The organism is Natronorubrum halobium, assembly GCF_051351675.1.
GTDB lineage: Archaea > Halobacteriota > Halobacteria > Halobacteriales > Natrialbaceae > Natronorubrum.
In genome coordinates this window covers 1159211-1185005 of the sequence record NZ_CP195595.1, presented here as the reverse complement: position 1 = coordinate 1185005, position 25795 = coordinate 1159211, and the positions used below count along the sequence as shown (strand labels likewise).

The 25795-nt window shown below is 63.0% G+C and carries 19 protein-coding genes and 2 pseudogenes; 13 read left to right on the top strand and 8 right to left on the bottom strand.

Features of this window, described 5'->3' with window-relative positions; translation table 11 throughout:
- The first annotated feature begins 208 nt into the window (after positions 1-208).
- On the top strand, positions 209-733 hold the full coding sequence (locus ACSFC7_RS05745) for a DUF5796 family protein (protein ID WP_436346788.1): 525 nt from the start codon (positions 209-211) through the stop codon (positions 731-733).
- A gap of 4 nt (positions 734-737) precedes the next feature.
- Positions 738-983, top strand: a complete 246-nt coding sequence (locus ACSFC7_RS05740; RefSeq protein ID WP_436346787.1) for a DUF7508 domain-containing protein — start codon at positions 738-740, stop codon at positions 981-983.
- 28 nt (positions 984-1011) lie between these two features.
- Here ACSFC7_RS05740 and ACSFC7_RS05735 read toward each other — a convergent pair whose 3' ends face one another.
- On the bottom strand, positions 1012-1146 hold the full coding sequence (locus ACSFC7_RS05735) for a DUF7128 family protein (RefSeq protein WP_436346786.1): 135 nt from the start codon (positions 1144-1146) through the stop codon (positions 1012-1014).
- Positions 1147-1312: 166 nt separating this feature from the next.
- Positions 1313-2215: a ribonucleotide-diphosphate reductase subunit beta gene (locus ACSFC7_RS05730; protein WP_436346785.1), complete on the bottom strand. Its 903-nt coding sequence runs from the start codon at positions 2213-2215 to the stop codon at positions 1313-1315.
- Positions 2216-2301: 86 nt separating this feature from the next.
- On the opposite strand from ACSFC7_RS05730, the gene ACSFC7_RS05725 reads away from it, so the two are divergent.
- The gene (locus ACSFC7_RS05725) at positions 2302-2937 is read left to right on the top strand and encodes a helix-turn-helix domain-containing protein (protein WP_436346784.1); all 636 of its coding nucleotides are present in this window, start codon (positions 2302-2304) and stop codon (positions 2935-2937) included.
- A 65-nt stretch (positions 2938-3002) separates the two neighbouring features.
- Positions 3003-5231 carry an AAA family ATPase gene (locus tag ACSFC7_RS05720; protein WP_436346783.1) on the top strand — a complete coding sequence of 743 codons (2229 nt, stop codon included), beginning with the start codon at positions 3003-3005 and terminating at the stop codon, positions 5229-5231.
- Between the two features lie 75 nt (positions 5232-5306).
- Here ACSFC7_RS05720 and ACSFC7_RS05715 read toward each other — a convergent pair.
- Positions 5307-6538 (bottom strand): annotated as a pseudogene (locus tag ACSFC7_RS05715) (orc1/cdc6 family replication initiation protein).
- A gap of 857 nt (positions 6539-7395) precedes the next feature.
- Between ACSFC7_RS05715 and ACSFC7_RS05710 the strand changes: the two are divergent.
- The 5 genes and pseudogenes from ACSFC7_RS05710 (at position 7396) to ACSFC7_RS05690 (ending at position 14466) form a co-directional block, all read left to right on the top strand.
- Positions 7396-8367 carry a DUF7283 family protein gene (locus ACSFC7_RS05710; RefSeq protein ID WP_436346782.1) on the top strand — a complete coding sequence of 324 codons (972 nt, stop codon included), beginning with the start codon at positions 7396-7398 and terminating at the stop codon, positions 8365-8367.
- Positions 8345-9382, top strand: a complete 1038-nt coding sequence (locus tag ACSFC7_RS05705) for a DUF7284 family protein (protein WP_436346781.1) — start codon at positions 8345-8347, stop codon at positions 9380-9382. Before ACSFC7_RS05710 ends, ACSFC7_RS05705 begins: the two co-directional genes overlap by 23 nt.
- Positions 9379-11850: pseudogene (locus ACSFC7_RS05700) on the top strand (DUF7286 family protein); the annotation flags it as partial. The gene ACSFC7_RS05705 and the pseudogene ACSFC7_RS05700, both read left to right, overlap by 4 nt.
- 143 nt (positions 11851-11993) lie before the next feature.
- A complete protein-coding gene (locus tag ACSFC7_RS05695) occupies positions 11994-12434 on the top strand; it encodes a DUF7286 family protein (RefSeq protein ID WP_436347909.1) in 441 nt (146 codons plus the stop codon).
- Between the two features lie 106 nt (positions 12435-12540).
- Entirely contained in the window at positions 12541-14466 is a 1926-nt protein-coding gene (locus tag ACSFC7_RS05690) for a DEAD/DEAH box helicase family protein (RefSeq protein ID WP_436347908.1), read from the top strand.
- Positions 14467-14487: 21 nt separating this feature from the next.
- Here ACSFC7_RS05690 and ACSFC7_RS05685 read toward each other — a convergent pair whose 3' ends face one another.
- Both ACSFC7_RS05685 and ACSFC7_RS05680 read right to left on the bottom strand, forming a co-directional pair.
- Positions 14488-14979: a hypothetical protein gene (locus ACSFC7_RS05685; RefSeq protein WP_436346780.1), complete on the bottom strand. Its 492-nt coding sequence runs from the start codon at positions 14977-14979 to the stop codon at positions 14488-14490.
- Complete coding sequence (locus ACSFC7_RS05680; RefSeq protein ID WP_436346779.1) at positions 14972-15802, bottom strand: ParA family protein; 831 nt, start codon at positions 15800-15802, stop codon at positions 14972-14974. Before ACSFC7_RS05680 ends, ACSFC7_RS05685 begins: the two co-directional genes overlap by 8 nt.
- Positions 15803-16782: 980 nt before the next feature.
- Between ACSFC7_RS05680 and ACSFC7_RS05675 the strand changes: the two genes are divergently transcribed.
- Positions 16783-18546 carry a helicase HerA domain-containing protein gene (locus ACSFC7_RS05675; protein ID WP_436346778.1) on the top strand — a complete coding sequence of 588 codons (1764 nt, stop codon included), beginning with the start codon at positions 16783-16785 and terminating at the stop codon, positions 18544-18546.
- A gap of 27 nt (positions 18547-18573) precedes the next feature.
- Here the strand turns inward: ACSFC7_RS05675 and ACSFC7_RS05670 are convergent, their stop codons facing one another.
- A complete protein-coding gene (locus tag ACSFC7_RS05670) occupies positions 18574-19686 on the bottom strand; it encodes a DegT/DnrJ/EryC1/StrS family aminotransferase (RefSeq protein WP_436346777.1) in 1113 nt (370 codons plus the stop codon).
- 225 nt (positions 19687-19911) lie between these two features.
- Here ACSFC7_RS05670 and ACSFC7_RS05665 point away from each other — a divergent pair, with 225 nt between their 5' ends.
- Both ACSFC7_RS05665 and ACSFC7_RS05660 read left to right on the top strand, forming a co-directional pair.
- Positions 19912-21537: an alkaline phosphatase family protein gene (locus ACSFC7_RS05665; RefSeq protein WP_436346776.1), complete on the top strand. Its 1626-nt coding sequence runs from the start codon at positions 19912-19914 to the stop codon at positions 21535-21537.
- A 2-nt stretch (positions 21538-21539) separates the two neighbouring features.
- Entirely contained in the window at positions 21540-22550 is a 1011-nt protein-coding gene (locus ACSFC7_RS05660) for a lipid II:glycine glycyltransferase FemX (protein ID WP_436346775.1), read from the top strand.
- 27 nt (positions 22551-22577) lie between these two features.
- Here the strand turns inward: ACSFC7_RS05660 and ACSFC7_RS05655 are convergent, their stop codons facing one another.
- Both ACSFC7_RS05655 and ACSFC7_RS05650 read right to left on the bottom strand, forming a co-directional pair.
- Positions 22578-22865 carry a MarR family transcriptional regulator gene (locus ACSFC7_RS05655; RefSeq protein WP_436346774.1) on the bottom strand — a complete coding sequence of 96 codons (288 nt, stop codon included), beginning with the start codon at positions 22863-22865 and terminating at the stop codon, positions 22578-22580.
- A 660-nt stretch (positions 22866-23525) separates the two neighbouring features.
- A complete protein-coding gene (locus tag ACSFC7_RS05650; RefSeq protein ID WP_436346773.1) occupies positions 23526-23735 on the bottom strand; it encodes a DUF7563 family protein in 210 nt (69 codons plus the stop codon).
- Between the two features lie 391 nt (positions 23736-24126).
- On the opposite strand from ACSFC7_RS05650, the gene glmU reads away from it, so the two are divergent.
- Positions 24127-25308, top strand: coding sequence for a bifunctional sugar-1-phosphate nucleotidylyltransferase/acetyltransferase (gene glmU, locus ACSFC7_RS05645; RefSeq protein WP_436346772.1), 1182 nt, complete (start codon positions 24127-24129; stop codon positions 25306-25308).
- The last annotated feature ends 487 nt before the right edge of the window (positions 25309-25795 follow it).

Genomic DNA, 25795 nt, shown 5'->3' with positions numbered 1-25795 from the left:
CGAGAAGTTGGCAGTCGAGTCGATCGATGTCGAACACCGCCGTGTCATTCGTCGTAACAGTTACCCTGTAACTCAGCCTCGGATAGTTAAGTACGTGCTTGCAGTGGCCGGCAAGCACCGCTATACTGAGACCGTCGTGGACGGTACGGGAGACGTGATCGGAACGGAACCGACCGCTTTTCCCGGATCCGGCCGAATGAGTCGACTAATGAGCGCGCGTAACAACGTCGCACCCAGCACGATCGGCGTCGACTTCGTCGAGGGTGGCGTCGTCGTCGAGTATCTCGACGGCCGTGACGTCTTCTACCACGGCCCGCCGAAACCCGTCGAGGGATCGATCAAGACCCCGCCGGGCAAGGAGGTCCATGTCCTCGTCACCGATCCCGACGGGATCGAGGGCGTCATGACCTACGTCAACGACCACAACACCCACGACGACATCCTCGAGTCGACCGGCGTCGGCCGCGTGATGCTCGAGGGTGACGACGAGGAGGAACTGTTCCCGGGCGTGACCGTCGCGACGGATGCGTACTCGATCCGCGTCGAGGCCGACCTCTCGATGGTGGACGGCCGGGTGTTCGTCTTCGCCGAAGACGAGTTGAGCGAACACGCCTACGAACTCGTCGAGCACGTCGACAGCGACGGCGACGCCGCCGAAGACGAGAGCGATACGACGGACGGAGACGGCGATCGCAGCGAAACCGACGAAACCGCCGGCACCGACTGGGGATAGATCGATGCCGCTACAGAAACCCTGGCGCGACCTCGACCGGGATGCGGTCGCCAGCGCACCCGACCGACCGGGCGTCTACGAACTCGCCGACGCGTCGGGAACGGTCCAGTCGATCGGCCACGGCGTCCTCCGGGACGAACTCAAGACGGCACTCGCCTACAGCGACGGTGATCGCGTCCGCTGGACGGAGGCGCATACGCTCGATCAGGCCCGAGAAATCGCTACCGACCACCGCGAACGGCTCGAGTGACCGCCGGTCGACCCGCTGACCAACTGAGCTACTGGATGTACGACGGCTCGGTGTCGTCACACCGCCGCTCGTGCTCCGATGCGTCCGACTTCTCGTCGAACAGTAGCCCGCAGGTCTCACACTCCCACCACGTGGCGTCGTCGCGCTCGGTCTGGACTACCATACCGATTCGTTCGTCGCGAACGACAAAATGCGTTTCTCCGGGGCTCGCCTGCGTAGTGGGTTCGATCGGTACTGCTCCGGTCGGAATCGCATCCCCAGTAGCCGGATATCGTCTACAGACGGCGGACGTATGGGAGCGGGGAGCCGCGTCCCAGGAACGACCGGTCTCAGGCCTCGAGTTCCGTGAGTTCCTCGACGTCCGGAATCTGCTCGCTCGCGGTGGTGATCTGTTTCATCCGCTGTTCGTGCTTGTTGTAGGCGTACTCCGACAGGTCGGACGGACTCGGACCGGGTCCACCTTCGGAACTGGCACCGTCGTCAGTGACGAGACTCCGCTGGACGAGCGGGACCAGTTCGCCGACCGTCTCCCGGAGGACGTCAGGGTCGACGTCGCCGTCGATCACGAGCGACTTGAGCTGCGCCATCCCGAAGCCGACGTGGCGGCCCTCGTCGCTGCGGACCAGTTTGAGACCCTCGACCAGTCCCAGTAGGTTCGGGAGATCGGGCTCGTTCTCGCCGTACGCGAGGGTGAGGCCGTAGTAGCCCGTCTGGGCCAAAATACCCTCGATCGTCAGGTGGTAGTGGCAGTGGGCCTTCGCGCGGTTCTCGGGCGAGTCGTCCTCGAGCAGCCTGGCCATCGCCTCCTCGTTACGCTCGAAGAGTTCGTTGTAGGGCTCGTTGAACCACTTCTCGTCGGTCGGGGAGGACAGTTCCTGTCCGCGTCGTTCCTCCTCGGGACGAACGACCTCGCGCCAGTAGCGATCGAAGAAGTCCGTGTGCTTCGACTCCTCGTAGAGCTGGGTCGTGATGAACATCTGGTCGCCGATGTCGTCCAGGACGACCGCGAGCGGCGCGAGATCCTCCGTCACCGACTCCTCGCCGGCACCGAACAGCGCGAGCGACTCCTTGAGGGCCTCGAACGCCACGTCGGGCAGTTCGGTGATCTCCTCGCGGTCTCGCTCGAGGTCGATATCGTGGGGATCCCAGTGTTTCTCGACCGCGTTCCGGTAGTACCGGTGCGGACGAACCGAGTGATCGAGCTGTAGATCGGGCGTGCTGTCAGTTGCCATCGTGACTCGGAGGTACCGGCGGAATTCCGATGAATTTGTATCTCATACAGTAGGGTATTTAAGTAAGGTCGGTCGAACGTCACCGCATGGGACTCATCGCCGAGATTCGATTGACGTCGATCGATCTACCGCTGACGGGCGCCGTCGCTGCCGTTCCGTCGGTGACGGTCTACATCGAACGGATCCTCGTCGTCGATCCGGATAGCCCCGTCATGCTCTGTCGAGTAGTCGACGATCCCGAGAACGAATTTCGCGACGCGATGACGGACGATCCGACCGTCGACAGTGCCGTCACGCTCGACGAGTCGGACGCGGGCACGCTGTATCGCATCAAACTCCGCGATCCTCCGGTTCCGATCTATCGAAAGTACATCGAACTGGGGACGACACCGCTGGGCGGAATCGTCACCGTCGACGGCTGGTGGGGTCGCTCCCGGTTTCCGGACCGGGAATCGCTCGCGGAGTACCGTGAGTTCTGTATTGACCGCGGCGCGACGTTCCAACTCGAGCGCCTGACTCGAGAGTCGGCGGCCGACGATCCGCCGCTCGGACTCACGGACGAGCAGTACGAGGCGCTGGTCGCCGCCCGCGACGCGGGCTACTTCGCGGTTCCGCGGGAAGCGTCCACCGAGGAGGTCGGGAACCAATTGGGGATTTCGGGGCCGTCGGCCTCCGAACGAATACGACGGGGGATCGATCGGGTGCTCGAGAACGCGCTGTAGGCAGTCGGATTTCGAAATCGACTGACAGGACAATTCTCAAGACGACCCGCACGAAAGGAACAGCTATGAGCCAGTCGGATCCGGACGGCGTTTCGCTGACGGTTCGGGCCGCCGAGAAGCGAGACGCAGGGCGAGGGGTCGCACGAATCCCGGAGATCGCACGCCGGCAACTCGGCGTGTTGAGCGGCGACACCGTCGTCATCGAGGGCGCAAAGACGACCGTCGCGAAGATGTGGCCGGCGGACTCGTCGGTCCCGGAGAACGTCATCCAGATCGACGGCGACACCCGCGCGAACGCCGGCGCACACGTCGGCGATACGGTGGCCGTTCGGACGAAAGACACGTCGACGATCGCCGAGGCGGACCGAGTCACGCTCGCCGCCCCGTCGTCGTTCACCGACAGCCAGCGGGGAACCGCGAAACGGGAAGCGGCCAAGACGCTCCGAAATCGGCCCGTGCGGGCGGGAGAGCAGATCAGAATCGAGGGCCTCGGACAGGAACCGTTCAGAGTCACCGATACCGATCCCGGCGGCGACGTTCGAATTACGAGTACGACCACGATCCGGATCGCCGGCGCCGACGCGAAGACGGGGCGAACGGGGTCCTCGAGCACGGGGCAAGAGACGGGGGGAAGTTCCAGCGGTGACGGTGGGACGGACGGAACGGCAGACGGCCATCCGTCCGGGACGGTCGACTCGGAACCCACCTCCGGCGTCACCTACGAGGATATCGGCGGGTTGGACGAGGAGCTCGAACTCGTCCGCGAGATGATCGAACTCCCCCTCTCGGAGCCGGAGCTGTTCCGACGGCTCGGCGTCGAACCGCCCTCCGGCGTCCTGCTGTACGGGCCACCGGGGACCGGGAAGACGCTGATCGCGCGTGCAGTCGCGAACGAGGTCGACGCGAACTTCGAGACGATCTCCGGGCCGGAGATCATGTCGAAGTACAAGGGTGAGTCCGAGGAGCGACTCCGCGAGGTGTTCGACGACGCCGAGGCGAACGCGCCGACGATCATCTTCTTCGACGAGATCGACTCCATCGCCGGCACCCGAGACGACGACGGCGACGCCGAAAACCGGATCGTCGGCCAACTCCTGACGCTGATGGACGGCCTCGACGCTCGCGGCGAGGTGATCGTCATCGGCGCGACCAACCGGGTCGACGCGATCGACCCCGCGCTGCGACGCGGCGGACGCTTCGACCGCGAGATTCAGGTCGGCGTTCCGGACGTGGAGGGGCGCAGGGAGATTCTCGAGGTCCACACCCGCGGAATGCCGCTCGACGACGACGTGAGCGTCGACGCTATCGCCCGGCGCACGCACGGGTTCGTCGGGGCGGATCTCGACGCCGTCGCGAGCGAGGCCGCGATGGCCGCGATTCGAGGTCGGCCGACTGACGCCGACGAGCGCGACGAGTGGAACGAGAGCCCGACGGTGACGAAAGCCCACTTCGACAGCGCGCTCGCCGCCGTCGAGCCGTCGGCGATGCGCGAGTACGTGGCGGAATCGCCGAACACGGACTTTTCGGACGTCGGGGGCCTCGAGGACGCCAAACAGATCCTCCGAGAGTCCGTCGAGTGGCCGCTGACGTACGATCGGCTGTTCGAGGAGACGAACACCGATCCGCCTTCCGGGGTCTTGCTCTACGGGCCACCCGGTACCGGGAAGACGCTGCTCGCTCGTGCGCTCGCGGGCGAGACCGACGTCAACTTCGTCCGCGTAGACGGCCCGGAGATCATCGACCGCTACGTCGGCGAGAGCGAGAAGGCGATCCGCGAGGTGTTCGAACGCGCCCGACAGTCCGCGCCCTCGATCGTCTTCTTCGACGAGATCGACGCGATCACGGCCGCCCGCGGCGAGGGCCACGAGGTGACCGAACGCGTCGTCTCGCAGTTGTTGACCGAACTCGACGGCATGCGCGAGAACCCGAACCTGGTGGTGCTCGCGGCGACGAATCGGAAGGATCAGATCGACCCCGCCCTGCTCCGCCCGGGACGACTCGATACCCACGTGCTCGTCGGCGAACCAGACCAGGCGGCGCGCGAGAAGATCCTCGAGGTCCACACCCGCGGGAAGCCGCTGGACGACGATATCGATATTTCGGCGCTGGCTGCCGACCTCGAGGGGTATACCGGGGCCGATCTCGAGGCCCTCGTTCGGACGGCCTCGATGAAGGCGATTCGGGAGGTGGCCGGGAAGTACGATCCCAAGGAGGCGAACGAGAAGGCGGACGAGGTTGTGATTGAGCGACGGCATCTCGAGGCGGCGCGGGAGAACGGGAAGCCGACGCGGTGAGGCGCAGTCGAAGTGTCAACGCTCATCGAACTCGAGCGAGAGATGTGAATTCGGGTATGTTGTTGAGTCGAGCGATTAGAATTGTGGATTGGTGCCGTCCACCATCGACTGGATACTGTTTGCGACATCTTTGAACCGGGTCGTTCCGAGAAGGACCTCGATGACTGCCGGGAGCGGCACGTCGAGTTCGTACTCGTGGTATCGGCCAGCGGTTATCCCCTCGTTCCGTTCGTAGATGGTGATGAGTCCGAGCATATTCATATCGGAGAGGTGATCACGAACGCGACGTTCGCTCACACTATCGGCATCGAGCCGATCGCAGATCTGCAGGTAGCGTTCGTAGAGGTCACGGGATCGAACGGGACCCTCGTCGAGTGCCTGGTGGGAAGCGAGTGCACAGAGGACGGCGTGGCCTTGCGTCGTGAGTTCCTGCATTCCCTCGTAGAGTTGATTCTTTCGAGTTCGTTCTGTGCGTTTCGGACGTGTTTCTCGACGACGGTGTCTGAATTCTCAGCCTGAGCGAGTTCGCCGGCCTCACGGAGGAGCCGAATCGCCTGTCGGGCCGAGCCCGTGTCCTGCGCGGCGAACGCAGCACACAGTGGGACGACATCGTCGTCGAGAACGCCGTCGTGGAACGCTTTCTCGGCGCGCGGGTCCAAAATCGAGCGAAGCTGATTCGCGTCGTAGGGTGGGAAGAGAATCTCCTTTTCGGCCAGCGTGTCTTTGACTTTCGGTGAGAGATTGTCCCGAAACTGGAAGTCGTTACTGATACCGATGATCATCGGCCGGATGTCGTCGACGTAGCCGTTCGAACGCGCTCGAGGAAGCCCGTAGAGAATATCATCGGAGTCGCCGATGTTATCGATCTCGTCGAGCACGATCACGACTGTGCCACCGAGTGCGTCGAGTTCCTCGTAGAGCAGATCGAAGATCTGTTGTTGCGAATAGCCAGTCGCGCTGAGCCGGGATTCGGGCAGATCCTCGCGAAGTTCGTTAACGAGCGCGACGGCAACTTGATAGGATGACGAGAGATTTTCGCAGCTGACCCACACCGTCGAGAGATCGATATCGTCGTATTCGACAGCGTCAGTCTTCAGATGCGACAGCATGTACTTCGTTGCGACGGTCTTTCCCGTTCCCGTTTTCCCGTACAGGAAGATGTTCGAGGTTGGTCGGTTATCGATGATCGGCTGGAGTGCTCGTTGATACTTCTCGATTTCCTCGTCCCGCTTGCGGATATCGTCGGGTTCGTAGGAGTCGTCGAGTGGATCAGCATCTGTAAACACCCGGTTATCCCGTTGAAACATTATTGTATCATTCGACTAATTATCATGAGTTAAAACCACCGTTTCCTTAGCTTCCGGAGATGGGTGACTTATAAAGAGTAATTACACCGGCGGTTCCGGAGCTCTAATCTTTATAAATTACACCCACACCACCGTTTCCGAAGCTATCGTAACAGTACGCCCAGTATCTCTAATACCAATACTTAATAGGAAAAATATTAAATATATAGGGTGGAAACGATATCCGTACTGGGGTAAACTCGACGATCAGAGACATCAATCGAGGTCTCTGAAAAATCGTGAAACTGGCACAGTGTGGAACCAGTACCGGTAGCAAAGGCCACTTCGTTGGCCCCACCCAACCTCTTGGAGAAAGCTTCGGAAACGGTGGTGTGGGTGTGTCAAAAAACACTGCCAGTAAAGCCCCAGAAATAGTAGTCCGAGATACCCGACAAATCTGTGGTTATAGACTCTGTACATCCACTCGAGGACGTTCGTAGAACATCCTTGACTTAGCGGAACAGGAGCAAACAGATAGCTCCGGAAACGGTGGTGTGTAGTCAACACGGTGAACCACGGTTCCGTCGATAGCTAATTTGTAATTATCCAACGATAGAGTCGTTGCCAGTGGTAGTAGCTTCGGAAACAGTGGTGTGGTCCAAGACGATCACCGCGAGTAGTCCTGGTCTCGAGGCGGCCCACCCGTCTAGCAACTAACAGCGGAACTGGTGGGGTGGGAGGGGCGCTGGAGCAACGTTTCAACGGAAGCTCCGGAAGCGGTGGTGTGCGTTCAGAGGGATCGTCTCGAGCAACGTCCCTTCGAATCAGTATCTGCCTCGCTACTGAGGTTTAAATACGAATAGTCGACCAGTGGCCGCATGGATTGGGAGGCTCCGGCCGACGCGTGGTACGTCTGGCTGGCCGTCAGCATCGTCAGCGTCGCAGTCGCCGGTATCGTACTCGGGCTCCCGACGGGCCCACCGCCGGACGCGAATCAGGCCGCGAACACGATCGACCGAGTAACCGGCAATACGTACGACGCCAGCGCGACGTACGAACACGACGCCGACGAAGTCAAGATCGAAGGCCCTACCGTCTCGCTGCGAAACGAGCACGGGACCGCTCACTCGAGTATCGCCTACGGAACCGTAATCCCCGTCATGGGGAACGAGCGCCTCGAAAAGGTCGCTCGAGGAGCATCGCTCGAGTCCGTCTACGGCGACGCCGTCGAGACCGATCGACAGGACGTCGAGGGCGAGTTTCTCACCGATCTCGTCGATGCATACGACGAGACAGACGGCGAGTGGCAAATCGCGGACGGTGAACTGGCCGTTCGAACGCTCAGTGTCGAGGCGGAGACTGGACCGACCGTCGCGGCCGCCGGCTCCATCGAGCAGGCAGAAAACGTCAGCAGCGATTTCGAGGACACGGCTGCCACCGAAACGACGGTCCGCTATACGGCCGCGTCGGGAACCGAGATGGAGTTCGAGCTCACTGGATTCGAGTACGCCGGTTACGGGACCGAGGATCTCGATGCCGTAGAACACGGCGGTGACGATCCGGGTCTGCGGAACGTCACGGCGACACAGTTCGCAGACGGCTCCCAGACGGATCTCGAGTTGAGCTTCATTCTCGCCGATGGAGGGCACCACAACGCGTTCGTCTACCCCATCGCTGTCGGGATTACCACCGACGGTTCGCTCGAGTGCGAGGGTCTGCTGGAGAGCAACGACGGATTCGAACACATCTGCGACGGCGGATCGATCACGAACGACGTCGCCAGCGACGCCGAAGCGATAGCGCAGGACGCCGAATCGGGTGAGTATCGTGTCACGCTCGTCACTGCATAACGACCAGCGCGCACGGAACGTCCGGAGCACCGAACGCGGTGTCAGCACGGTCCTGGACGTCGCGATGGCGTTACTGCTCGTCAGCGCGAGCGTGCTCCTGATCGGGGTCTATCTTCACGCGGCGGACGACGACCGCGACGAAACGCGTGCCGACCACACGGTCGAAACGCTCGCCGGAATAACGCTCAGCGTCGAGTACAGCCTCGAGGGTGCCGATCCGGTCGACGACCGCGACGGCAACTATACCCGAACCGACTACGGCTCGGCGACCGGGCTGTTAGCCGACGCGGCCGTCGCGAACGTTCACATCGACGGCGTCAAGATACTGCCGTACGCGGACGATTTCGAGGACACCGTCGACGCCTCCACCTCGAGTGCTCTCGTCGGGGCGAACCAAGACTTCTACGTCGTCGCCGAGTGGGAACCCTACGAGGGCGCGGCGATCAACGGAACGGCGACGGCCGGTGAACGACCGCCACCGGACGAAGACGTCTCGAGTCGGACGATCACCGCCTCGAGCGACGTTCCAGCCGTCGACGAGGACGCGCTGTACGCTGGGTCCGATGGGGACCCACTCGAGGCGGCCGGGGAAGCCATCGGAGCAGCGATTATCGAGGCCTACCTTCCACCCGAGTCGAGCCAGCGAACACTCGAAAGTCAGGGGCTCTCGCGGGACCTCACGGTCCACCACTACGAACGGCTGGTCGCACCGCTGCCGTACGAGTTCGACGAGGAAACGGATCCCGACGACGCCGGACCGCTCCACCGGAACGAAGCGGACGCGCTCGCGGCGAACGAGCGCGTTCTTTACGGCACCGACGGTGAACGCGACTCCGGAACGCGCGGGCTCGCAGACTGGATCGCCAGCGATCTTGCGACCGTCTACGAGGACGAACTCGAGACGATCGACGAGCGCTACGACGGCAGCGAGCGAGACGAGGAAGTCGCGGCCCTGCTCGCCAACGCAGTATCGACCGATGACGTGACGATCACTGTTCAGACGTGGTATCCATGAGGTCCCGACCACGAACCGTCTCACTCGCGGCTGACGACCGAGCGCGGATCCCGTTCGCACTTCTCGCAGTCCTCCTGCTCGTCAGTAGCATCGCAATCGTCGCCGTCCTCGAGTCCAGAGACAGTCCGGAAGTCGACGTCGATCAGGGGCTCGCGGTCGACAGAGCCGAGTCGGTCGCGGCCGGCGAGATTCGCCACGCGGTCGTCCGTGCGACGGACGACGCCGCCAGCGCGCCGGTCGACTCGACGGACGGTGCCGATACGGCGTTCGCCGACGCCGTCGATTCCGACGAGGACGTCTTCGAGCAGTATCTCAAACTCCGCATCTACCGCGACGTCGCGGTGTCACTCGCCAGTGCGGAACAAGAAATCGGCCACGATCGAACCGCAATCGCGTCGGTCGAACGGATCGACTGGGACGACAGCGACGACCTGGCGACTGCGATCGACCGGATCGACCTCGAGCGGACGAGCGACGACGTGCTCACCGCGACGGTCGAAGGCGTCGAACTCACCGTCGAGCACGACGGCGAGGAAACCGTCAGCGAGCAGCGCGATATTACGGTGTCGGTGGGAACGAACGTCTTCGAGCTACACGAGCGGACGACCGAGTTCGAGGAGCAACTCGAGACCGGCTTCTTCGAGGCCGACGAGTTCTACGACGGGTTCGGCCGCTACTTCGCGGCACGAATGTACCCCTACGTGTGGGGGAAGGCGTACTACGATCGTCTCGTGAGCAGCGATCGGACGTTCCACAACCTCACGCCGAACGAGCACACCGAAGTCATGGCGAACGACGCCATCTTCGGGCTGCAAGAGGCCTCGTTCGGCACGACAGATCCGTACGAAGACCATGCAACGTTTCTGCCGACGGTCTGTATGGCGAACGACCTCGCCTCGGAGGCGGGCGATATCGACCTCGACGAACTCCTGGGCGAGCAACTCGGCGACGAGGTCAACGAGTCGGACGGACTCTGTGACAGCGATCTCGTCGACACCGAAGGGGAGATCGACTATCCGGAGCCACCGACGATTCAGGAGATCGTCCTCACATTACTCGAGGACAACGTCGACACCGACGTCGAAATCCAGGCTCATCCGTTCGCCGACATCGCGTACATGGAGATGGTTGCAGGGCTCGCGATGGACGACGTCGAATCCGAATTCAACGACTCGCTCGAGGAGCACGAGCGGTTCAACGACGTCTACCTCGAGGACTACTTCGCCGACGAGCCGGCGAATCAGAACGCAGCGGACGCCGTGGACGGACTCGGCGATCAGCTGGCCGATCTCGAGGAGCTGATCGAGGAGTCCGCACCCGAGAACGACCTGACGGACGACAGCATGGGGAACGTTTACGACGTCGATATCGACACGAGCGAAACGGGGCCGACGAGACACGATCGGCTGCCGGATACGGAGCGACCGGGCGAGAACTGGACCCGAGTCGACACCAGCTATACGACCAGCGGCGGAGACGCGGACGTCTCGATCGCCGTCGTCTCCGACGATGGAACCGGGTTCGACGATCGGCAGCTCGCCGAAATCGACCTCGAGTACGAGACCGACGTCAGAGTGCGAGAGACGTGGCGACACGACAACGAGACGCTCCTCGATCCGATAACGAACGTGACGATTCCCCTCGAACAGGTGCGAACGAACTGGAAACGGCCAGTAACGTACAGCGCGAGCTACGAAATCGACGCCGGTCTCGCGGAAGGCGTCGAGGTCGAACGCGAATCTCGAGGACTCGAGTCTCCGTTCGGTACCGATTCGTGGAACGAGTCGTACGGTTTCGTCGACAACTTCGATGGTATCGAAACGGATGCCGTCGGCAAAACGTTCGATCTCGATGCGACGTCGGTGGGGGGACAGGAACGCGAACTCGAGGACGAGATCGAAGGCGCGAGCCGGTCGATTGTCACGGAAAGCGACTTCGAGCGCGCGATTCCGTACTCGAGCGATCCGGATGTCGACGTCGAACCGCGGGGCAGAACCATGCTCTACGACTGGGTGATCGGCGAACTCAACCGAACTCACGAAGCGGTCGTAACGTCGGTTGCGCCCCACGAGACCGACCTCTGGAGTATGCTGGAGCAGCCGAGTCCGCTCAGCGAGGTCGAAGACAACGTCCGGAGCGTCGAGGACGAACTCGTCTACGAGAACACGACGGGAAGCTACGAGAACACCGCCGACTTGCTTCGGGCCGAAGTCCGGAAGCAGTACTTCGAGGCGATCTACGAGCACATCGAGACGATCGATGGCTATCACGAGGAGACGATCGACGGCGGCGCCGAGATGATCGACGATCTACTCGGCGGGCTGCTCGACGCCGGCAACGACCTGCTCGGCGCGCCGCTGGAGTTCGTGGAGTCGATGCTCGATCCCGAGAGCCGGCCCGAAGACGCACGGGCACCAGGTCCGGGCTCGGACCTGCTAGAAGAGACCAGTTATCAGGTCGAAGCCTCGCCGACGTACCTGTCGCTCGAGACCGTCAATCGAACCGACGTCCCTGCGGTCCGACCGGAGGGTGGGACAGTTCTCGAGACCGATGCAGATAGCGACCACGCTTCGATGGGGCGGGATACTTCGACGCCGTCGGCTTCCCGGGGATGCCGCTCCTCCCCGTTCCGTCGCTGTCGTTCCTCCAACTCGACGTCTACTATCTCGAGGTCGAAGGCGAGTACGCTCGGTTCGAGGCTCGAGCGAACAGCGGCGATCCCAGGGCCAGCGACGAGACGGCGTACGTTCGGCAGGACACACAGGTCGTCCTCGAGACGCCCCCGTGGGCGGACGAAGACGAACTCGGGGTCGGCTCCGTCGAGTCGATCAGCTTCGAGAACAGTCTCGTCGTTCCGGTCGTCGTCCCGAGCCCACAACTACTCCCGAGAGGGACACCCGGCGTCGGCGATATGTGGCAGTCCGCGAATCTCGACGTTCCTCGCGAGCAGTGTTCGACGGCGTGGAACGACGTCGGTGCGAGCTTCGAGCCGGACGAGCAGGACGAGTGCATCTCCGACGAAATCGATCTCGAGCTACCGGTTGGCGGATGAGACGGTTGAGGACGATCGGGGCCATGGAGTGCAACGAGGCGCAAACGGACTCGAACGCGCCTCCCGAGCGAAATCGGTTTACCCGCACCGCCGCTACGACCCGCCAGTGACCGACGAACGTGCTTCGGAAGCGACTGGTGACGAGACCCAGCATCCCGACGACCCAGCGGCCGAAGCGGACGGCGAACCGACCGACGACGATCGGGAGGACGACCGGTTCACGCTCGCGGAGTTCCACGACGCCTCTCAGGAGGCGGGGCGACCCGTGCTCACCGCCGCAGCCGTCGCTCGAGCCCTCGATCTCCCCCACGAACGGGCCCGAGACGAACTCGAATCCCTCGCAGACCGCGGCGATGTCGAACGACTCTCCGTCGAGACGGATCCCGTCGTCTGGTATCCCAGCGAACTCGAGGACCTCACCGACCGCGAACGGGTCGTCGTTTTCCCGAAGCGTCGCGAAATTATCGTCGACCGACCGGACCAGTTCACCCGCGCACAGCTCTCCCAGTTCGCCCACCTCGCGGACGGCAACGGCGAGCAGGGGTACCGATACGTCGTCAGAGCGGAGGACATCTGGCAGGCCCCCCACGACTCGTTCGAAGGACTCGTCAGAACGATTCGTCAGGCGCTCGGCCAACGCTCCGAGGCGCTCGAGGACTGGGTTCACAGCCAGTGGGATCGCGCCCACCAGTTCCGACTGACGACTCACGACGAGGGGTACACCGTGCTCGAGGCGAAGAGCCCGGAGATCATGGGCAACGTCGCCCGCCAGAAACTCGACGAGGAACACGTCCACGCACCCATCTCGGACACCGAGGACTGGGTTCGCGAGGGATCGGAAGCCGCCATCAAGCGACTCCTCTACGAGGCCGGCTATCCGGTCCAGGACCACCGCGACCTCGAATCCGGAGAGGAGCTGTCGATCGAGCTCGGGGTTCGGCTGCGCGACTACCAGCGGACGTGGGTGGATCGATTCGCGGAAGGAGGTGAAGGCGTCTTCGTCGGTCCGCCGGGGAGCGGGAAGACCGTCGCCGCGATGGGCGCGATGGCCCACGTGGGTGGCGAGACGCTCGTGCTCGTGCCGAGTCGCGACCTGGCTCGACAGTGGGCCGACGCGATCGCGGAGTACACGTCGCTCGATCCCGACCAGATCGGCCAGTATCACGGCGGTCGAAAGGAGGTCCGGCCGGTGACGATCGCCACCTACCAGATCGCGGGAATGGACCGTCACCGGTCGTTGTTCGACGACCGCGAGTGGGGGCTCGTGATCTTCGACGAGTGCCAGCACGTCCCCTCGGACGTCTACCGCCGGAGTACGCACCTGCAGTCGCGGCATCGGCTGGGACTCTCGGCCAGCCCCATCCGAGAGGACGACCGTCAGACCGAGATCTTCACGCTCGTCGGGCCGCCGATCGGCACCGACTGGGAGGCGCTGTTCGAGGCCGGCTTCGTCGCCGAACCCGAACTCGAGATCCGGTACGTGCCCTGGGGTGACGAGGAACAGCGAAACGCCTACGCCTCCGCCGACGGCCAGGAACGCTACCGGGTTGCCGCGAAAAACCGGGGCAAGGTCGACGACGTCCGCTATCTGCTCTCGGCCCACCCCGACGCGAAGGCGCTCGTTTTCGTCGACTATCTGGAGCAGGGACGCGATCTCGCCGCCGCGCTGGACGTCCCCTTCCTCAGCGGCGAGACCCCACATCACGAGCGACGACGCCTGCTCGAGGAGTTCCGCCGAAACGAACGCGATCTGCTGGTCATCTCGCGCGTCGGCGACGAAGGAATCGACCTGCCGACGGCGGATCTCGCGATCGTCGCCTCGGGCCTCGGCGGCTCTCGTCGGCAGGGGACCCAGCGCGCCGGTCGAACGATGCGGCCCGCCGGCGGGGCGCTCGTCTACATGCTCGCGACTCGCGGGACGCGGGAGGAGGACTTCGCCCGCAAACAACTCCAGCATCTCGGCCGCAAGGGGATGACGATTCGCGAGCAGACGGTCGAAACGAGTGAAGAAACCGAGACCGACGACGAATAAGAGACCGAGAGGGGCGGTCGACTACGCGTCGCGGGCCTCGAGAATCTCGTCGATCAACCCGTCGGTATCGGCGGCCGCGAGCCGAAAGGCGGCGTCGTAGAACTCCCGACCGGTCAGGTCGCGGACGTCGTGTTCGGTACGCAACTGTGCATCCACCAACGCGCGTGCGTCCTCGAGGTCGTCGAGCGTTCCGGACCGAACGTACACCGTCTTCTTCTCGGTCGCGTCGAACGGGAATGCAGTCGGGTCGTCGACGTCGGCGTCACCGTCGGACGAGTTCTCGGCCCCGGACCCCGTCTCGCTCTGCTCGGTCTCCTCGTCGGATTCGGCGTCCGCCTCGACGGACTCGTACTCCACTTCCGTGGTCGGTTCGCCGTCCCCACTCGAGTCGTCGGCTGTCGTCGATTCGGTATCGGGAGCCGCCCCCTCATCCGACTCGTCGTCCGGTCCGTCGGTCGGTTCCTCGTCCTCGACGGCGTCGCTCAGCCCGGCGAACCGGTTGTCCTCAGGCATCGGCGACACCTCCGCGTTCGACGACCGCGGCCAGTTCGTCCAGTCGGTCGAGCATATCGCTTTCGGGGTCGTACTCCGCGAGCGAAACGCCCTCGCGCCACGCTCGCTTGAAGGCGATCCGTTCTCGGATTCCCGGTCCGGGCGAGTCCGGATCGTCGAAGTGGGTCGAGCGGGCGAACTGCGGGAGGTACTCGCCGAACTGGGACTCCTCTAAGTCGCCGATGATCCGTTTTTCCTCGTTGTCGCCGGCCAGCGAGTTGGGGACGATCGCGAGGATATCGAGGTCGATCTCCTTGCGGATCGGGCCGATCTGTTGGGTGTACATTCGTTCGAAGCCGCTGACGCTGGGTTCGCTCATCCGCAGCGGGACGATGACGTTCTGGGTCGAGATGAGCGACGCGTCGGCGAGCGGGCCGAGGTTCGGCGGCGAGTCCACGACGACGTAATCGTACTCGTCGCCGAGCACGGGGTCGACGATCTCGTTTCTGATCCAGAGTTCGCCGAAGGTCGCGCTTCGGATGCTGTTCTCGACACTGTCGAGATCCTCGTGTGCGGGGAGCACGTCGAACGAAGTAGTCGAGTGGATCACGTCTTCGAGCGCCGTGTCGGTCCCGTCCTCGAGGACGTCACCGATGTGCACGTCGCTCGAGTAGGCGTCGTGCAGGCCGACGCCTTCGGTGGCGTTACCCTGTTGGTCCAGGTCGACGAGCAGGACGTCGTTCGAGCGGTTGGCGAGTCGTTCGGCGAGGTTGATCGCGAGGGTCGTCTTGCCGACGCCGCCTTTCTGGAGGGCGACGCTGACGGCGCGTGGGGTTTTCGTCATTCTGGGTACACCTCCGTCGTCGCGTCCACCGTCGAGTGGGTCGAAGCCGTGTGGACTTCGGAAACCGTACTCGAGGTTCGAACGTTCCACACCGTGTAAACAGTGTGAGAACCACACACCGCTGACACTGTGTTGACTGTCCACCGAGCCGAACCGTAGCACGTTCGGTCCGCCGTTCGAACGGTTCTCGAGGTGCGGACAGTCTACAGCGTGTACACGGTGTGGACATTGTGCGATATTCAGTCGTGATCGACTCGATCAGACGCGACGAGTGTCACGTCGATAATCCGAGTAGAATGACTTAACAGTAGCGGAAACCGTCCACACAGTCTACACGGTTTGAACCGCGTGTCATCGATTCAGGTGCGAGACTGTCTACACAGTTTAAACTGTGACGCCATAATCGCGGGTAGAAGCCAGATACAACCCGTACAGAGAAAACACCGACATCATACCCTATGAAAAATGTCTACACAGTGTGGACAGTGTAAACCGTTCTCACCTCTCGAACGGTTTCGACGGTACGGAATTCGGAGACAGTCAACGAGAGAGAAGCGATCTCGGCGAAAGGTGATCGATCGCAGCCGTACGCCACACATCCCAAAGCGTCGGCACCGTTCACACTGTTGGCACCATTCACACTGTCTACACCGTTTGCACGGTCTACACCATTCACACTGTAGAGACTGTTCGAGAATTCTCGATCGCGGAGTACTAGATCGACGGCAGATCGTCGGCCCGATTGGACAGTACGCCTGACACCGTCTCGAACGTGAGCACGGTCGGAACGTTGCACACATTGTAAACGGCCTATACCGTGTGCACTGTCGGTCGGCCGGGAGGGGATGCGAACGAGAGTCGTCGGTGACAATTGCAGCGAGCAACGACGCTCCAATAGAGGCCAATATTCAAGGTGTCGTGTTCGAAGTGTACTGATATATGAATACGAATACGTCGCGCGCGAACGAGGTGGTGTCTCGGTGAGCGACCAGCGTGAAATCCTCGTCGGGAAACGGGACGACGGAACCGATCTGTACCTCCCCGTCGTCGAGTTGCTGACCGGCCGCGGGTTCGTGACCGGGAAATCGGGATCCGGGAAGTCGAACACGGCGTCGGTGATCGCCGAGGAGCTACTCGAGTCCGGCTTTCCGCTCCTGATCGTCGACACGGACGGCGAGTACTACGGGCTCAAAGAGGAGTACGAGATGCTCCACGCCGGGGCCGACGAGGAGTGTGACATCCAGATCGGACCGGAGCACGCCGAACAGATGGCCTCGCTCGCACTCGAGGAGAACGTCCCCGTCATCCTCGACGTCTCGGGCTATCTCGACGAGGACGTGGCCGACGAACTCCTGCGAAAGATCGCCCGGCAGTTGTTCGTCAAGGAGAAGAAGCTGAAGAAGCCGTTCCTGCTGGTCGTCGAGGAGGTCCACGAGTACATTCCGGAGGGCGGCGGGATGGGCGAGACGGGACGACTTCTGATCAAGATCAGCAAGCGCGGCCGCAAACACGGGCTGGGCATTCTGGGCATCAGCCAGCGACCGGCCGACGTCAAGAAGGACTTCATCACGCAGGCGAACTGGCTGGTCTGGCACCGGCTGACCTGGGACAACGACACGAACGTCGTCGGTCGGATCATCGACACCGAGTACTCGGAACTCGTCTCGGAGCTCGACGACGGGCAGGGGTTCGTCCAGACCGACTGGATGGACGTCGACGTTCGCAAGGTGCAGTTCCGTCGAAAACGAACCTTCGACGCGGGCGCGACGCCCGGTCTCGACGACTTCGAACGGCCCGAACTCAAGTCCGTCTCCGACGCCCTCGTCGGCGACCTCCAGGACATCTCGGAACGAAAGGATCGCGAGGAGAGCCGCATCCTCGAACTCGAGAACGAACTCGAGAAGAAAGAGAAACGCATCGAGACCCTGGAGGACGAACTCGAGTCGGCGCGGGACGTCTCGAACGCGGCCAAGCAGATGGCCGACGCGCTGACCCGAAAGGAGACCCTTCAGACGCAACTGGGCGGGAGTGACGACGAGGAACTGCGCCGACTCCACGACGAGATCGTCGACCTCGAGACCGAGCGGGACGAACTCGAGGACGAACTCGGCGCCCTCGAGGCGGAACTCGACAAGCGGGACGAGCAGATCGAAACGCTCGAGGGGAAACTCGCGTCGCGAACGGAGACGGTAGAACGACTGCGCGAGGAAAACGAGCGGTTGCGCGGTCGCGTGCAGGTTCTCGAGGCGACGGCAGAAGAAGAGACGGCGGAGGCGCAGACAGTGGAGGCGGAGATGGCGGAGAAGCCGAACGCTGAGTCGACGGGGGAGACGGAGATCCTCCAGGCCGGCGGCGACGACGTCGAGTTCGGGTTCACGTCGGTCGAGTGGCCGAACGAAACCGAGTCCGACTCCGACGAGAGCGAGGAAATCACCACCGCGCCGGAGCCGAAACCCCCGGAAGCGGTCTTCGAAGGCGAGTGGATCGACGACCGCCTCGAGCGCGCGGCCGAGCAGTCACAGTGTACGGTGCCGACGGCGCGGCGGGCGCTCGTCGTATTGACTCAGGACGGTCCCCTCGAGTCGGCCGCCATCGCCGACGCGGTCGGCCGGTCGACCGTCGCGGTACAGGGACTGTGCTCGGAGCTTCTGACCGAAGGCGTACTCGCTCGACCCGCAGAACGAACGTACACGCTGAGCGACGACGTGCGAACGAAGCTGAACGCGATGGCGAGCGCGGAGTAGCGTGGGACGGGAGCGGAGCGTCGAGCGTCACCACTCCAGTCGCTCCCCGACGGCGTCGATCGACGACGGCTCGATGTGCTGGTGGACGGGGAGGACGACGATCTCTCGAGCCAACCGCGTCGTAACGTCGTAGGTCGAGTTCTCGCGGACGGTACTGGGAAGTCGAGGCCAGGTGTGGGCGCCGCCGACGCCGCAGTCCTCGAGGGCCGCGAGTAACGGCTGTGGTGTCGGCGTTCGGACCGGGAACACCTGCGGGCAGATCCCCTCGGGAAGCGACTCGTAGAGAACGTCGACGCCCGATCGGGTCTCGAAGATCCGTTGCCACGCGCGGTAGTTGGTCCGGCGAGCGACTCGAATCGATCTCGGATCTGCATCGTCGACGACGTACGCGGACAGTTTCGACATCGGCCTCTTCCCGCTCTCGTACCGTGCGCGGGGGTCCGAACCCCCGGCCGACTGACCGGCGACGAAGTCGTCGACCGACCGGCGGATCGTGGCGTTTCTGTCGAGCAGGTCGGCGACGAGAGATTTGCAGATGAATCGATAATCGTCGAGCCGAAACTGATCGTGGATGCCGGCCAGTGACGACGGTTCGAACGACTCGGCCACGGCGTCGTCGTTGCAGTAGAGGATCGCCCCGTTCGGAATCGGCAGCAGTTTCCAGAGGCTCGTGACGCCGATATCGCCGCGGGTGCCGAGTAACGTCCCGTTGTCGACGCTGAGTGGCGCGTGGGCGTTGTCGTCGATGTGATAGCAGTCGAACTCGTCGGCGAGCGCCGAGAACTCTCGGAGGCTGGGCTGTGGAAATCCGAAGTAGTTGACGGACATGACCGCCGCCGTCTCGTCGTCGAGTCGCCGTTCGACGTCGACCAGATCCGGCGCGAGCGTCTCCTCGAGCCGGTAGTACCGGGCCTCGAGTCCGAGGTCGTGGAACGGTTCGACGACCGCGTCCGGAAGGTAGGCGGGGAGGAGAACGTTTTCGCCGGGATCGACGAGTCCCGCGAGTCCGTCACGCAGTGCCGTCTTGCTGGAGCCGTAGAAGGTGACGGACGCGGTGTAGCGCTCGAGGAACGATTCGATGCCGGCCGGTCGCGGCTCGGACAGCGACCAGGCGAACAGCGACGGACTCTTACTGATCATACGTTTGTGGAGTTCGATGCGTGTGTACGACCGACGCGGAAAGTCGCATAGAAGCTAGTCGAACGTCGGTTTAGTGATTGGGATGGTACTGCCGAATGAGAGTCCGCAAGCACCGCTTACAGAGAGACGCCGGTACGGACTATGCCCCATTGCCCGAAACGCAGTCCGGGCTTATACGGGACCAACAGTCAAATAACAAAAACGGGGTGGGTGTCATAGTTGCGCATGGAAGGTTCGACCGGCGAAACCGACGTCCGGCTGCTGGTGATTGGTCTCGATGCCGGCTGTCGTTCGGTTCTCGAACCGCTGTTCGAGGCGGGGGACGTTCCCACGCTCGAACGGCTGATCGAGAGCGGGACCAGCGGGCCACTCGAGTCGCAGATTCCGCCGTGGACGGCGAGCGCCTGGCCGTCGATGTACACGGGAAAGAATCCGGGGAAACACGGCGTCTACGACTTTCTGTCCTTCGACGGTTACGACTGGGACGTAGTAAACTCGACGTACGTTCGGGAACGGCCGGTGTGGGAGTTACTGAGCGAGCACGGCGTGTCGAGCGTCGTCGTCAACGTCCCCGTCACGCACCCGCCACGAGCGTTCGACGGAGCTCTGATCCCGGGGATGACGGCACCGGAGGACCCGCCCTGCTACCCCGAGGGAATCCTGGACGACGTGAAACTGGCCTGTGGCGACTATCACGTCTACCCCCAGAGTACCGACGCGCCCGATCAGTCGATAGCGGGGTACGAACGAACGATCGAGCGCCGAGGAGAGGCGTTTCGCTATCTCTGTCGGCGGATCGCACCCGAACTCGGCTTCCTGCAGTTCCAGCAGACGGACACCGTCTTCCACGAGCGACCGGGCGACAAGGAAGCGATCGAAGCCGTCTACCGCGCTGTCGATCGTCAACTCGCCGAGACGCTCGAGGCAACCGATCCGGACAACGTCCTGCTCGTCAGCGATCACGGCATGGGGAAAGTAACGGGCCACGAGTTCCGGGTCAACGAGTTCCTGCGAGAACGGGGGTACCTCGAGGTGCAGAGCGGTGGCGAGGGGATGCCGAACTGGTCGACAGCGTGGGAGAACGACCTTCTCGAGGGCGAAAACGCCAGCGAGCACGACGAAAGCGTCATCGAGCGAGCCATGAGCGTCGCCGCGAGGGTCGGGATTACGACCCAGCGGGTCGCGAACGCGCTCGATAGGGTCGGGCTGAAGGAACCGATCGGGAGCCGGATCCCCAACGACGTGATTCGGGCGGCGAGCGAGCAGGTCGACTTTCCCGAATCGAAGGCCTACGTCCGGTCGAAGAGCGAACTCGGCGTCAGGATCAACCTCGAGGGACGCGAACCGAACGGGCAGGTTCCCGAGTCCGAGTACGAGGCCGTTCGGGAGGACCTGATCGAACGGCTATCGTCCGTCGACACGCCCGACGGCGACCCGATGTTCGACGTCGTCGCGCCGCGCGAAGCGTACTTCGACGGGCCACACCTCGAGCAGGCACCGGACATCCTGACCATCCCCGCCGCGTTCGACAACGCGATCGTCGCCGAGGTCGGCACCGAACAGTTCGGGGAACCGATGGAGTCGTGGAATCACAAGCAGACCGGCATCGTGGCAGCCACGGGAGTGACGTTCGACGAGGGAGCCACACTCGAGGGGGCGACGATCTTCGACGTCGCACCGACGATCTGTGCGCTGTTCGACGTCCCGGTCGACGCCGAGATGGACGGCACGACGCTTCCGATCGTCGACGGCAGCACGGAGGCGGAGTACCCCGCCTACGAGGCCAACCCGATCACTGCGACCGACGACGCGGCCGTCGAAGATCGGCTCTCCGATCTGGGGTACCTCTGACGATGACCGTCGAGGTCACTACACTCGATCCCGAGACGGACGCCGAGGAGTGGAATCGCTACGTCGAGCAATCGAACGGGACGAATCCGTTCTTTCGGGCCGAGGCAGTGCAGTTACAGGCGGAAGACACCGATTCGACGGCACACCTGCTCGCCGGATTCAAGGGACAGGAGACCATCGGACTCTTCCCGATCTTCGAGTACAAGAAGGGGCCGATCACCGGCGCGTTCTCTCCGGCTCCGCACTCGTGGTCGTGTTACCTCGGACCGGCGCTGTTGAACGTCGACAAGCTCAAACAGCGAAAGGCCGATCGGCGGACGAAACGGTTCCTCGAGGGCTGTATCGAGTGGATCGATCGGGAAATTTCGCCGCATTACACCAAGTTCGTCGTCGCCGAGTTCGACGACGTGCGCCCGTTCATCTGGAACGGGTACAACGTCGAGCCGGGGTATACCTACGTCGTCGACCTCGAGGGCTCCGAGGACGACCTGTTGAAACGGTTCAGCAGCGACGCGCGGAGCAACATTCGAAACGCCGACGGTGACGCGTACGTGATCGAGGAAGGGACCGGCGACGACGTCGAGCGCATCGTCGAGCAGGTCGCGAACCGCTACGAGAGTCAGGGACGGACGTTCCGATTGAGCCCCGAGTTCGCACGAGCGGTATACGAACGGCTTCCGGAGGACTCGATCCGACCTTACGTCTTCCGCGTCGACGGCGAGTTCCTCGGGGGGATCCTCGTCGTCGATTCCGAGCGGACCCGCTACCGGTGGCAAGGCGGTGTCAAACCCGACACCGAGGTCGATCTCCCGATCAACGACCTCCTCGACTGGGCCGTCATGCGCGACGGGCTTCGAGACAGCGTCGACACGTACGACCTCGTCGGCGCGGGCGTGCCGAGCATCAACCGCTACAAGGCGAAGTTCAATCCGCGACTCGAGACGCACTACGAGATCACGTCCGGCGCCTTCGGACTCGACCTGCTGGTCGAGCGGTATCAAAAACACCGGTGACCGGCCGCGGGGTCGAGCCCGACCGAATTATTCGGTGATTCGATACTTGGACTGCCGAGCGTCCTCGAGGTAGACGCGACTGGTGACCAGCTGTTCGTTCTCGAGTTTCCCGAGCGCGTACCGGACGGTGCGCGAACAGAGCCGGGACTCGCCGGCGATCTCCTCCTGGGTCATCGACCCCTCGTACTCGAGTACCTTGTAGACGAGTTTCGAACTCGGCGGGAGTTCGGTCAGCGAACCGCTCGCGTCCGCATCGGTCGCGTCGACGTCGTCCGCATCCGCGTCGACCTCGGAGTCGGGTTCGGTCGCGCTCATAGCTGCCCCCGCGTATCGGCGCGTTCGGTTCGTACCGTCCCGAAACCCTTCACACCGGTAGTCGACTGGGTCCGTGATCCTCCGGCGCCCCCTGTACTGGCCGAGACGGGCCGTCGGCTGTGAAACGATGACGCTGAATGCATTCTCGTATGGCTCCAACGCGAGTGGCTCGTATATACGATGACGACAGTTCAGAAATATAGGGAGCGGCTAACACCGTTGTAACCGGTGCTCGAGCGCCGTCTCGGTCGGATGTCCCCAACCACACGACGAGCGAGCGCGGTCAGGGACGAAATACGCGGCTCTACGAGTTGCCCGAGTCAGTACACCCGTCGAAACCGGCCGTCGAACGGAAGTCGACTCCGACTCGGCTGCGGTCTGGGCGGATAGGGGCTGCATAGCGCGACAGGTCGCGACCGAAGCGAGCGACCGTGGCCGATGGAGGCGGTGGCGAAACCGCGACTGGACGTCCCGTAGTGGACGCGAAGGGGACGACCGAACCGAGTGAGACGCCGATCACACAGTTGGCGTGTGATCGGGTGGACGGGGACTGTTGACGGTGACGACAGGAGGGGACTGTTGACGGTGACGACAGGAGCAGACTACGCGTGTGCTGATCGGGGCCGAGGCGCGAGCGACGAGACGAACTACAAGATACCGTTATCGTTGTTCCTCGGGGATGAAATCGGAGGTTTTCATCTCTCGGTACGTCGCACAGTCGGGACAGGCGTGGACGACGTCACGGTTGTCCCCGAAGACGCGAGCGAACTGCCGAGTGACCTGGTTTCCACAGTTGACACAGCGGGGGGCAGTCGTTTGCTGGCCAGACGTCATCGGCGTCCACTTCGTGTCGGTTGGTTCCGTCGACATCAACAACTCGTAACCATAGAACGGTATTTACTATAGACAGCATAATTCCGTGTGGAGGACGGTCACACTGGATCTGGCCGAATTTGGTAACGAGCGAAGACAGTCCAGAGAACAGCAGTGTCACACCCTCGTTCGGCAGAAATTCAATATTTCTGTACAGTAATGGACCGTTTTACCGGGTGTTAGCGGGAGTTGGTCGGGGGTAATCGACGCTCCGAGCCAGCGCCGTCGACGACACACCCAGTCGAACGGGACCGTTCGAGACGGTGATCGCTCGATCCGGCAGTACGAGGTGGGTTACCGGTCGGAATTCGGCCGTGTCGCCCAGAAAAATCGGGCGACGGCGGTAGCAGCCGTATAATTATCCACGAAATCGAGGTAGGAAGGGGACATGCAAGCCGTTGTTCTCACGGCGGGCCAAGGGACGCGGATCAGGCCACTCTCCGCGGCACTACCGAAACCCATGCTCCCCGTCGCCGACAGACCGCTCGCCGCCCACACCGTCGACGCCGCGGTCGACGCCGGAGCGGACGAAATTATCCTCGTCGTCGGCTACGAGGCGGACACCGTCCGCGACTATTTTGGTGCGGAATACCGTGGCGTCCCCGTCAGCTACGCCGTCCAGACCGAACAGGCCGGCACGGCCCACGCCGTCGACACCGCCCGGGAGCATCTCGACGGCCCGTTCGCCGTCTTGAACGGCGACAATCTCTACGATCCCGACGCGATCGGCCGACTCTTCGAGAACGGTCCGGCCGTCTGTGCGATCGAAGTCGACGATCCCCGCAACTACGGCGTTCTCAGCACCGACGACGATACTGTCGTCGATATCATCGAGAAGCCGGCCGACCCGCCGACGAACCTCGCCAACGCCGGTGCCTACGCCTTCCCCGAAGCGGCACAGGAGTGGCTCGAGGTCCCCGAAAGCGACCGCGGGGAACACGAGATCACCGACGTACTCGCCTCGGTCGTCGACCAGTTCGCGGTGACGCCGGTCACGCTCGAGCGCTGGCTGGACGTCGGCCGACCCTGGGAGTTGCTCGAGGCCAACGAGTGGAAATGCTCGGAACTGAACCGGCGGATCGACGGCGACGTGAGCGACGGTGCGACGCTCTCCGGTGACGTGGTCGTCGAGTCGGGCGCGACGGTGAAGTCGGGTGCCGTGATCGAAGGACCGGTACTGATCCGCTCGGGTGCGACCGTCGGTCCGAACGCGCACGTCCGCGGTGCCACCCTGATCGGGGAGGACGTAGAGATCGGCAACGCCGTCGAGGTGAAAAACAGCGTGCTCTCGCGCGGGACGTCGGTCAGTCACCTCTCCTCCGTCGGCGACAGCGTGCTCGGCCGCAACGTCAACGTCGGTGCGGGGACGAACGTCGCGAACCGCCGTCACGACGACGAGACCATCGAGTTCACGGTGAAAGGCGACCGCGTCTCGACGGGCCGACAGACGTTCGGTGTCGTCGCCGGCGACGGCGTTAAAACGGGAATTAATACCAGTCTAACACCGGGACTGAAGCTTACAACCGGGGCGACGACACGATTCGGTGAAACCGTCGATCGAGATCGGTAGCTGGTATCGACAACACGAGACGGACTGTTTTCGCCGTTTTAGACGGGGCAGTGACCGGCGATCGAACCGTCCATCGCAAGTGTGAGCTTTATCAGATTGCGAATTGCTACCACATGTGGAGGGAGTCGAGTAGACGGCGACACGATCGAGACACCCTCCAGGACGGTTCCGACTCGATCGAGTGCGGGTCACGGGTCGGTACCCGGCGACGCCGTGTGGATCCGAGACTATGGGGGTGGTTTCGGCTCCGGCGGCATCGACGACTCGTACTCGTCTCCGCCGACGTCACTGCGTGCCGCGTGTCGAGCGACGCGTTCGGGGCGGTCGAGGCGGCTCGGTCGCCCCGCTCAATGCGGAAATCGAGAACGGTTGCGGAACTGAAGAGAGCGGTTGGGTAACGAAAGAGAGTACGAAGAGTCACAACAGGACCGGTTCTCCGGGACCACACGCGACACGTAAACCGTAGCGACCGTACACCACTGACAGA